Raw genomic sequence first — 10,152 nt, 5'->3', positions numbered from 1 at the left:
GGACGACACCTGTGTTCCCAAGGTCAGCACCAGGCCTGGTACATCCGTATCTTTGTAGCCATTCAACTTAATGGTCTGCTGTGCCACGCCCAAACCAACATAGGTATCCGCGCCCATCAAACCAAAATAACCCGCCCGCTCGGATGCTTGCACATTCGACACCAAAGCTAATCCAATTATGCCTAACCAAACTTTAACCCTTTTCATTTTGAATCCCTATTATTTTAGATTTGTCGCCAACCACCAAACACAAACGAACCATACCAGCGCATATTTCGCGCCACGCAATCTAAGTCTTCGTAGCTCGATTGCCAATTAATAAACGGCCATGTCCAACTCATAATCATCCATTGGAAAAACCCGACACGTGTGGCTTTATCACGGTTGTAATCGACACAGCTTTGTTGCATATAACGATCAATAGAGCTTGCGACAGGCATGAAAAAGAAGGAGGTACTCCACTCTGTCCCCACTGACGTTTCGTAACTTAAACAGCGTTCAACTTCCGCGTCCCCTGGGCTCTGTGCCGCATCAATCGGGTTTTGTACACTGGCTGAAATATAGGGCACATTGGTTTCATTGGTACCCGCAATGCATGTCCCTTGGCGCCCCACATAGAATGGCCCATCAACTTTGACTTTGGTACCAAACCAATTAAACCAACTCTGACCAGTTACGAGAATATTGCCAGAATGGTCTCGTGCCCAAAGGGTTGAGTCGACTGGCTTCCAATCACGTGACCAAAAATTCCAGTAATAGTTTGGAAAAGGGTTCGCCCCATTGTTAACAAACAAAGGTTTTTGTTGGTTTACAGTTTCAAAGTTAGCTAAATCGCCTTCTTCAATTAACTTACGAATAAAGCCACTCTCATCCACTTTTTCCGATAACCCAAGCCATTGTGACGATAGGTCTACAGAAGGATATTGGGTTTTATTTGATTCAGCCGGCGCATAACCATATTCACAATAGTTGCGGCGACTTTCGCTTTCGGGCGTGGAGATTAAACCGGCCAACTCAATCGGATAAGTGCTGGTATCAATATCGGCTAATAAACATGCATTAAAACGGTTTTTACAAAAACAACCGCCCAAGTCGCCGCCTTCTTCAAGTTCGGCGGGTAAACCATAAACCGCTCGACCCGTTGGATTAAAAGCCAACAATCCACTGGTATCTTTAATTTCAATGCTAACAGCGCTAAATTCTGGAGGCAGTTCGCCTAATTGGGTATTCGCTTTAGGATGACTCGCCACATCCGCTGAATAACCATCTTGATCTAGTGGAATAAACTCTTCATCAATTTTATATTCGATGTTAGTTTTAGGATCGGTCCAAGTAGATGAGGCGTCCTTCATATTGCCGAACTTAATTGTCACCGCCACATCTTGACCTACTTCATAGCCTAAATCAGCCATAAATTCGTGCACCAAATCTTGTGATTTGTAACCTTCACCATCGGCGACCATTTGCTGACTAATTGCTAACTCAGAACGTAACACGACCGGTGCCAAGGCTTGTGCATAGTTGTCAAAGTTACTTTGAGACACCATTTTATTGCCTAGTTCCATGGTTAAATAAAAACCCGACATACCCAAAACCAAAGTCAGTGCACCAATAATAGAAATAACACCTGATTGATTAAATTTTTGACGATCGTTTTGCATTAACCTTTTCATTTTGAAGGCTCCTGAATTTGATGCAACAAAGCAAGATTATTTCGAGATTTTTGATTCAACGGATCCAGTTCTAAGGCTTGATTAAAATAGGTCTTGGCTTGTGTTAATTCACCCTGTAATAAAGCGCTAAAACCCAAGTTATTTAAACCGGCTACCTTTACATGAGATTGTGTATCTAATAACCAGGCCTGGTAGACAGCATCCGCCGCTTGGTAACGTTCTAACTGAATTGCTGTACGTGCAAAATCAGCTTCATCAGCACGTGTTTTATCTTCTAACTTTAAGAGTTGTTCGCGTGTAATATAAGCAAGTTCAAGCTGTTGTTTTGCTTCATACACACGTCCTAATAACCGAAACACTTCCGGCTCATCGGCGTGCGAGCGTCTTAGTTTTAGCAATAGTTTTTCGGCTTGATCCCATTCAGAACGATCCATTTGCAATCGAACCATATCTAAAGCAAAATCAAATTGAGCTTGTTCAGTCAAACTATCTGCAAGCGGTTTGCTGTCTTCTGACGGATTGGATTGCAAAGGTTGCTGTGTCGTAGCACAACCGCTAAAAATCAACGCATACAGACCCAGCAAAACAACCTGTTTTATCTGCGAACGACCGCTCATTACCAACTTCTCCCTAACAAAACAAACTTTTCGCCTAACAGCAATATAAAATAAGGCAGCATTAAAAAAGGCAAGATAATAATGGCCATTTTGGCGGAGGCTTTCGCCGCTTTATCTGTCATCATTTCTTCACGCTCGTCATACATACGTTTGGAAAACACGCGTATAGAATCACTAACCGGGCTCCCCAATTTTTCATTTTGAATCAATAGCAAGACCAACTGTTCTATGTCACGAACTTTATTACGGCTCGAAAACTGACGTAATGCTTCAATACGTGGCACACCTATTTGAATTTGCTCCAATAGGTAATTAAATTCAAAGCAGATATCGGGATGTAAATCTTTTAACTCATGCGCCACACGTTTGACCGCCACCATCCAGCTTAAACCGGCATTCATGCAGACATTCGCCATGTCTAAAAAATCCGGTAAACTTCGGCTGATTCGATTTAATCTGGCATTGCCTAACCAATTCAAAAAATATTCCGGCAATAAAATAGACAACACAGGCATTAATAATAAAAACGGTGCGGGTGCCAACTCCGCAATCCACATTAAGGACGCCAGTAATACGACCGCTAAAATAAACAAGGTTTTAAAGAAATAAAATGCGCCGACATATTCCGTTTTTCGAAACCCAGCTCGCACAAGTTTATTTTGAATCTTTTCAAGCTCATTAAGATTTTTTGATCCTAAATAGGTGCCAATTAAACACCACCAGCAGTTATTAGTTTGGGTTTGTATTTGTGTATAAAGCTGCCCTACCCCTATGCGGGCTTTGAGGCGTTCCATTTGAATTAAGCTATCGTGTTGTTTAAACAAAACCTTGGATAAGGCCAAAACGGCCAAAAAAATTAGGCTGCCGGTTATTACTAATAAACTGATCATATCCATTTTGATTAAAACCTAATCTTGAGCATGCTACGTAACACAAGCATGCCGGTGACCATTAAAATTAACGAACCCCAAAACATGACTTGACCGGTCGGATCATTAAAAAAGAAGGTCATGGATTGCGGCTGAAAAAGCACCTTATAAGCTAAATAAACCAGTGGCGCGCCCCCAATAAAAAAGGCCGTAAAACGTGACTCGGCGGTTAAGGATTTTAATTTGGCTTGAAAACGCTCACGGCGGCGCATCATTTTTGAAAGATCACTTAATATCTCGACTAACTGCCCACCGGTTTCACGCTGAATGATTAAGGTCACTACAAAATACTGGGCTTCTGACAAGGTGATGCGGCGCTGAAATTCACGCAGAATATCGCGCATACTTATACCCAGCTGTAATTGGGAGTTGACCTCTTTTATCTCTTTCCCTAAAGGCGCAGGAAACTCATTGGCAACCATGTTTAACGCACCATCAATGCCATAACCCGATTGCAAAGCGCGGACGAGCGTATCAAGCATTTCTGGAAATTGGGCTTTAATCTTGTTCTGACGTTTACGCTGTTGAAGGTAAATATACAAGCTAGGCAACAGTGGCAATAAAATCGCAACAACCAAGCTCTTAGGTTCGATGGTGGCTAATTTGGTTACAATCACATATACCGATATAAACGTTAAAATAGCTTGCGAAATTAGGAGTTTAACAACTGAATTTCGATCCACCAGGCCTGCTTGTTTAAGCTGACTTTGCAACCAAATATAAATAGGCAGGAGCTTTAATAAGGCATTGTTTTTTTTGTTCGCGTTTTCTTCGGTATTTAAATCCAATCCAATACGATTAAACATAAGCTGATAGGCTTCCTGTTTCGCGCGTTTTTGTTTGGTTTGATGGATATATATCAATAATAAAAACGGCAAACATATAGATAAAGCGACCAAAAAGAATCCCAACTCCATTAAAACACCTCTTTTTCAAAAGAGAATAGGTTAGGCGGCAAGGTCACACCCGCATCCTCACACTTTTTACTACAGCCTGGACGCAATCCCGTCGCTCTGAATAAGCCTTTTGTCACACCAGGCTCTTTACCCGCAATCGTTCTGAACTGAAAAATCTCTTGTAGCACGACGTTTTCTTCTTCCACACCAGTTACCTCGGTGATGGACTTAATTCGGCGCTTGCCATCGCGCCCACGTTCAACAAAAATAATCAGGTCTATCGCACTCGCTATTTGTTTACGAATCGACGTAAACGGAATATCGACCCCGCTTAAGTTAATCATTAGCTCCAAACGGGAAATACAATCGCGTGGATTGTTAGCATGCAAGGTCGCTAATGAACCATCGTGACCCGTATTCATCGCTTGCAACATATCAAGCACTTCGCCACCACGTACCTCACCCAAAATAATCCGATCTGGGCGCATACGTAGCGCATTTTTTAAGAGTTCGCGTTGCGAAATTTCACCCACACCTTCGGCATTACTTGGACGCGACTCTAAACGCACGACATGGTTTTGCTGCATGCGCAGTTCGGCGCTGTCTTCAATTGTAATGACACGTTCATCTTCTGGAATCAAACCCGACAAAATATTAAGCGTGGTGGTTTTACCTGAGCCGGTACCACCGCACACGATAATATTGAGGCCCGCTTTGACCGAATACTCCAAAAACTGATACATTTCTTCGGTTAAAGCACCAAATGTAATCAAGTCTTTTGGACGTAGATGCTTATCAGGGAAACGACGAATCGACACCACAATGCCGTCAACCGACAAGGGCGGAATAATCACGTTAATCCGCGAGCCATCCGCCAATCGCGCATCCACCAGCGGTGAACGTTCATCCACACGTCGTCCGGTGACATACAACATGCGATCGACTTTATTACGCAAATGATCTTCACTAATAAATGAGATATTAGTAAGTTCCAACTTACCAAAGCGTTCGACATAAATTTGGTTATAGCCATTGATCAAAATATCCGACACACTTGGGTCTGCGATCAAGGGTTCAATTGGCCCTAGACCATAAATTTCGTCTAACAACTCGTAGCTAAGTTGACGCACTTCCAACTCAGATAGTGGGTAACCCATTTCGTTGGCCACTTCATGCACCAACTCTTCTAATCTGGGACGTAACTCTTGGCGGGTTTCTTTACTATCGGCTCGATAAAATGCTTCATCTTCTGCGGCTTTGCGTTGGCAGCGATCTTTAATTTGAAAAAAATCATCTTTTTGCGACTGTTTTGCCAACGCAATTTTGGCTTTTTCATTTTGTGTCGCCACCGGCGAATTAGGCGCGGTGTAATGTTTTTTATTTTCGTCAAATTGTTTTAATCGATCACGCAAATTCATGGTTTAACAGCCTTTAACTCAGGATGGTTCGATTCGGCTTTTTTCGATTTAAATTTAATTCGACCTAAATTTGGTTTTTTAATATGCGACATCAAGCTTTGTTTCATGTAGCCCATTAAGGACTTAGTTGTTTTCTGAGTGGCTTCATCACGCATAATCTCATGCTGAACGGAGCCATGGTGCAGCAACTTAGCGATGCACTCTAGCTGCTGATTCACGTGTGATTTTGGTGCAAATTTATTAATCAATTCACCTTTATTAAGTGATTCATTAAACAGCATGTAATCATTGTCAACATAGGTTGTTTGACCAGCTTCCAACATGTTAATGATTTCTTTTAAACCCTCATCAATATTAGATTGATGGCGATTAATTAATAAAGTCATCGTGTCTTCTGTGTAGCCTAAACGCTTGCCTAGTTGCAAGACTTTATTAACCGAACGTAGTGAAGATAATGATGGTTCTGCTACCAAAATAATATTGTCGGATACATCTAAACAGCTGAGTGTGACATCGGATAAGTTACTTGCGCAGTCAATAATGACATGATCAAAATAACGCCGTAACGACGTAATAATCTTTTGAATAGTTTCGCCATTCAAGCTATCCAATTCGGTCATTTCCACTGGCAAAGGCAACAAATACAAGCCTGATTCATGTTTACTCAATGACTTATAAATCAAGTTGTCGTCAAAACGGTTAATGTTATGGATAAAGTCCGTAATCGTATAAAGCTGGCGCTCTTCCATATTTAAGTAAAGTGCAGTGTCACCTAACGGTACATTTAAGTCCAAAATTACCGCATGTTGATCTGTCATGCTCCGAATATGTGATGCAATATTGGTAGCCAAAGTCGTGGATCCGACCCCGCCTTTTAAACTGAAGAAACTTGAAACCACGCCATTTTTACCAGTACGACGACGATCTTGCATGTGAATAATCGAAAGAATTTGGAGCACTTCATACGGACATTCAATAAAGCCTTGAACCCCATAATGACTGGCTTCAATAATAAAATCGACGTCTTTTTGCTTGAGTAAAATATAGAGAGGTACGCCTTTTGATATGGTCAAAACATGCGCAATATTTGAGAGCGTAGCAGCCTTTTCACCGTCAAATTCCATTAAAACCAAGTTCACTTCTTGCGGCCAAACTTTAGGAGCCGAATTTAAAGATTCCATCGTGTATTTGCTACTAATAGAAACACGTACTGACTCTTTTAAGTCCTCATCTTGCCCAATATAGAGGGCCGATTTTAAGGCTAAGCTGGTTAGGTTAGAAGCGGTCATAATGGGCTCTCCAATCCAATTTTGATACTTGATGTTGGCATCGCGCTGCCGGGCGGTAATAACTCAGCGACCTTGCCAAAAATAAAACCGTCTAGTGAGCTCGGACGATCTATATCCTCCCCAGGTAAAGTAACGGTTTTATCGGCATTGATTGGGTCTTCGAATTTAGCGGTTACCATAATTGCCAATTCAGACTCATCTTTTTCATAGCTGGTGGATCGAAATAACGCGCCTAAAACCGGTATATCGCCCAAGAAGGGGACTTTACTGACATTGCTGCTAAAGTTGTCTTGAATCAAACCGCCTATTACAAAGCTTTGACCTGAAGCTACAGTAATGGTGGTGGCCGCCTTACGCGTTTTGAAACCAGGAATAACGATGTTGCCAGCTTGAGTGCCGCCAGCTTGATCAATATTGCTAATTTCAGGTTCGACCGTCATTTGGATTTCGCCTTGTTCAGTCACAATCGGGCTAAAACGCAAACGTACGCCGTACTCTTTAAAACTGACCGTGATGGCATCATCATTTTGTGCAACCGGGATGGGCACCTCCCCCCCTACTAGAAAACTGGCCGTCTCACCGGATTGTACAATTAGCTCGGGTTTGGCCAATACACGTGCTAAATTATGGCCCTCCAACATCGACAGAACGCCAAACAGGTTGCCACCACGAGGGTTAAACCCTAACTGAAAACCGTCTTGATGAGGAAAAGCTAAACCGGCTTGTGTACCCGATGCGACACTATCAACATTTAATAAAAAGCTCGCCGTTGTACCCAAGTTGCCTGGCGGGAAAATACCGTAGCGATCGCGTTTATCACGCACGGCAAAACCACTTCTAAATGGATTGCCCTTGGTGACCTCAGCCACTCTGACCGACAAACGAATTTGTTTAGGCCCGGTTACATCTATCATGTTAACCACACTCAGCCCCAATGCTGAGATGACCGAATGAATGCGTTTTTTCTTGGCGGCATTGCTGACTTCGCCACTTAAAATCACCATGTAATTACCGGCCAACGATTTAACTCTGAGTTGTCCAACACTTTCAGTATCTTGCAACACGTCTTTGTCTTGACGTGCTGACAAACTCACATTACCTTCACCATCAATCTGGTTACCCACTTCATCAACTTCTCTACGAACAGAAGACTCAGGATTAATCCAGGCGGTTCTAAGTTGAAATTCAACCCCACCATCCGGGTCTAAATCCTGAATCAAGCTGCTCAAGGCCTCGGTTATTTCTTCGTGACGTGATTGATCGGGCGTAATTTTTAACGAAATGCGCACATCTTGATTGGGTCGGTTTCGGTACCATAAAATCAAATCAGTGCGACCCGCCTTTTGACCACTCACCAACAGTTCGCGGTTATTAATGACCTGCACATTGGCTAAGTCTGAGTTAGCAACCATTGCACGTTGTAAGTCAGAGTCGAGCTTGATAATTTTGCTTTCGGTCTCCATCATTTCATACACAGATTGCACTGCTGGATACGCTGACATAGGCAAACTAAATAACAAGACCATTAATACACCTTGAGCAAAGGTGAAAGGTGAGTGGTTTATTTTATTCACTGTCGAATTACCTCTTGTACTTGACCGCCTTGCATAATTTGAATCACTTCACGTTTCGGTTTGGGCGCATACTTTGGCGCATTTTGTGGAGAAGACTCCATGACTTTTACATTGACACCATTTGAATTGATGATTTTGACATCGGTCGCATTACGCAAAGCAAGATGCACCGCGCCAACGTTCATGGCTAACGCCAAATGTTCGGCTTGAGTGGTATCAACATTTAAAGTCACCATTGACTTACTATGGGATTGTCGAGCACTTTCTTCTGTTGAGGGTCTTGAATAGCTGGCTTGATCTCCGACCATCAGTACTTCAATATTTTCTAGCACTGTGCGGCTGATCATACGCTTACCATCCGCACTTTCAAAAACACTAATCACATCAACATGGTCACTCGGGCGCAACACACCCAACAACCCAGTTTCAGGTGTTACCGGAACACGGACAGCGCGCTTACCTTCTTCAAGCAAGCTACTTAGCCCCGTTTTATAGGAAATTTCTTCTGAGCCAATTTTGCGATCAATAATCCATTCACCGGCATACACCGTTTGGTTAACAACGTGACCCACTACTTTTTGCGGGTCATCAATCACGCCTTTTACAACCACACCTTCAGTTGGCACATTAAGGATAGTAATATCGTCAACTTCTATTTGTTCACCACGATATAAGTCTCGAGTAGCCACCACCATACTCATTAGCTCTGGTTTTTCGACCACCGTTACCGTCTTAACTTCAACGCGTTGCTCAGCTTGGTCGACACGACTCTGCACGTAACCATACACAAGCAATATCGCGAGCATGGCAGAAATAAAGGCAATGCCATACAGCACTAAATCACTTTTTTTAGTTTTCATAAATATCCTGGAGGTCTAGCAACTTAGATCAATACTGACCAACATATTGGTTTTGATAGGAAACGATTGAGCAATGTAGCTAGGTAGAAAGAGTGTTTGAGATGGGATCGACACTTTTACGACATAAGTCGTCACCCCTTGGGTTTGCTTGGCTTCGTAAGTCATATCCAGACCTTCTGGCACAGTGCCATTACCGATAGATATCGCAAATAACTCTTGCAACCCTGTAGCCGCCTCGGACTCATTCACCACCACACTTTCTGAGGAACAACTCACAAAACGATGGCTTTGATTACCTGGGCGCATGGCCTCATCATTTGCTTGGTCTGTAATCAAACGTGTCATGTCAGTCATAATATTATTGGCATAGAGACGATCACTTGCGTAATTAACCGTCTCCACCACCAATAGAATCATTAACAACATGATAGGCAGCACATAGGCTGCTTCCATCATGATGGCGCCATCTTGCTTAGTTCTCGACTTATAGAATGAGCTAGATTGCATTCAAACTTCCTTATAGGTCGTCGGCAACACCTTGAAGCTTAGTCTGGATAGCGGTGTAGATTGTGCCATCAGTGGTATTAAAGAAAACCGCACCAATGCCGACAACCGCACCAAGAATCAAGGCGTATTCAATCATGCTTGCGCCTTTTTGCTTTTCTAGTTTGCGAGCCAACATTTGTGCGTGCATTTGTTCTAGTTTTGACATCTTCATGGGTATACTCCTTAAGTGACCTTTGGTCTTATTTTTATGATTTACACATTTCCCACTAAAGTGCTAAGAAGACAAAAAAACCACTTTGTGAAAAAAATGTTCAGGCAATTAAACACGAGAGCAAGCTCAGCGACAATAAAAAATTGCGTAATTTACATAAGAACATTTTTATAGCCTT

Annotated in this window: 11 protein-coding genes; all 11 read right to left on the bottom strand. The window is 42.5% G+C overall.

Annotated elements, in window-relative coordinates; all coding sequences use genetic code 11:
- On the bottom strand, window positions 1-207 hold a 207-nt coding region (locus VIM91_RS10565; RefSeq protein ID WP_331864777.1), incomplete at its 3' end, for a hypothetical protein.
- A 17-nt stretch (window positions 208-224) separates the two neighbouring features.
- Window positions 225-1,673 carry a hypothetical protein gene (locus VIM91_RS10560; RefSeq protein ID WP_331864776.1) on the bottom strand — a complete coding sequence of 483 codons (1,449 nt, stop codon included), beginning with the start codon at window positions 1,671-1,673 and terminating at the stop codon, window positions 225-227.
- Window positions 1,670-2,290 (bottom strand): tetratricopeptide repeat protein, encoded by a 621-nt coding sequence (locus VIM91_RS10555; protein ID WP_331864775.1) that lies wholly within the window; start codon window positions 2,288-2,290, stop codon window positions 1,670-1,672. Before VIM91_RS10555 ends, VIM91_RS10560 begins: the two co-directional genes overlap by 4 nt.
- Window positions 2,290-3,186 carry a type II secretion system F family protein gene (locus VIM91_RS10550; protein ID WP_331864774.1) on the bottom strand — a complete coding sequence of 299 codons (897 nt, stop codon included), beginning with the start codon at window positions 3,184-3,186 and terminating at the stop codon, window positions 2,290-2,292. Before VIM91_RS10550 ends, VIM91_RS10555 begins: the two co-directional genes overlap by 1 nt.
- Window positions 3,187-3,191: 5 nt before the next feature.
- Window positions 3,192-4,136 carry a type II secretion system F family protein gene (locus VIM91_RS10545; RefSeq protein WP_331864773.1) on the bottom strand — a complete coding sequence of 315 codons (945 nt, stop codon included), beginning with the start codon at window positions 4,134-4,136 and terminating at the stop codon, window positions 3,192-3,194.
- Complete coding sequence (locus VIM91_RS10540; RefSeq protein WP_331864772.1) at window positions 4,136-5,533, bottom strand: CpaF family protein; 1,398 nt, start codon at window positions 5,531-5,533, stop codon at window positions 4,136-4,138. The genes VIM91_RS10545 and VIM91_RS10540 overlap by 1 nt, the downstream gene beginning before the upstream one ends.
- Window positions 5,530-6,822 carry an AAA family ATPase gene (locus VIM91_RS10535; RefSeq protein WP_331864771.1) on the bottom strand — a complete coding sequence of 431 codons (1,293 nt, stop codon included), beginning with the start codon at window positions 6,820-6,822 and terminating at the stop codon, window positions 5,530-5,532. Before VIM91_RS10535 ends, VIM91_RS10540 begins: the two co-directional genes overlap by 4 nt.
- Complete coding sequence (locus VIM91_RS10530; protein ID WP_331864770.1) at window positions 6,819-8,396, bottom strand: type II and III secretion system protein family protein; 1,578 nt, start codon at window positions 8,394-8,396, stop codon at window positions 6,819-6,821. Before VIM91_RS10530 ends, VIM91_RS10535 begins: the two co-directional genes overlap by 4 nt.
- Entirely contained in the window at window positions 8,393-9,256 is an 864-nt protein-coding gene (gene cpaB, locus VIM91_RS10525; RefSeq protein ID WP_331864769.1) for a Flp pilus assembly protein CpaB, read from the bottom strand. The genes VIM91_RS10530 and cpaB overlap by 4 nt, the downstream gene beginning before the upstream one ends.
- Before the next feature lie 15 nt (window positions 9,257-9,271).
- Entirely contained in the window at window positions 9,272-9,763 is a 492-nt protein-coding gene (locus VIM91_RS10520) for a TadE/TadG family type IV pilus assembly protein (RefSeq protein ID WP_331864768.1), read from the bottom strand.
- A 10-nt stretch (window positions 9,764-9,773) separates the two neighbouring features.
- The gene (locus VIM91_RS10515) at window positions 9,774-9,974 is read right to left on the bottom strand and encodes a Flp family type IVb pilin (RefSeq protein WP_331864767.1); all 201 of its coding nucleotides are present in this window, start codon (window positions 9,972-9,974) and stop codon (window positions 9,774-9,776) included.
- Window positions 9,975-10,152 lie beyond the last annotated feature (178 nt).

It is taken from the genome of Thiomicrospira sp., assembly GCF_036568485.1.
Lineage (GTDB): Bacteria > Pseudomonadota > Gammaproteobacteria > Thiomicrospirales > Thiomicrospiraceae > Thiomicrospira.
This window is presented reverse-complemented; position numbering and strand designations above follow the sequence as displayed.

Coding starts and splice junctions, on each gene's coding strand:
- VIM91_RS10520 (WP_331864768.1), bottom strand. CDS start 9,763: ATGCAATCTAGCTCATTCTATAAGTCGAGAACTAAGCAAGATGGCGCC.
- VIM91_RS10535 (WP_331864771.1), bottom strand. CDS start 6,822: ATGACCGCTTCTAACCTAACCAGCTTAGCCTTAAAATCGGCCCTCTAT.
- VIM91_RS10545 (WP_331864773.1), bottom strand. CDS start 4,136: ATGGAGTTGGGATTCTTTTTGGTCGCTTTATCTATATGTTTGCCGTTT.
- VIM91_RS10560 (WP_331864776.1), bottom strand. CDS start 1,673: ATGAAAAGGTTAATGCAAAACGATCGTCAAAAATTTAATCAATCAGGT.
- cpaB (WP_331864769.1), bottom strand. CDS start 9,256: ATGAAAACTAAAAAAAGTGATTTAGTGCTGTATGGCATTGCCTTTATT.
- VIM91_RS10550 (WP_331864774.1), bottom strand. CDS start 3,186: ATGGATATGATCAGTTTATTAGTAATAACCGGCAGCCTAATTTTTTTG.
- VIM91_RS10515 (WP_331864767.1), bottom strand. CDS start 9,974: ATGAAGATGTCAAAACTAGAACAAATGCACGCACAAATGTTGGCTCGC.
- VIM91_RS10555 (WP_331864775.1), bottom strand. CDS start 2,290: ATGAGCGGTCGTTCGCAGATAAAACAGGTTGTTTTGCTGGGTCTGTAT.
- VIM91_RS10540 (WP_331864772.1), bottom strand. CDS start 5,533: ATGAATTTGCGTGATCGATTAAAACAATTTGACGAAAATAAAAAACAT.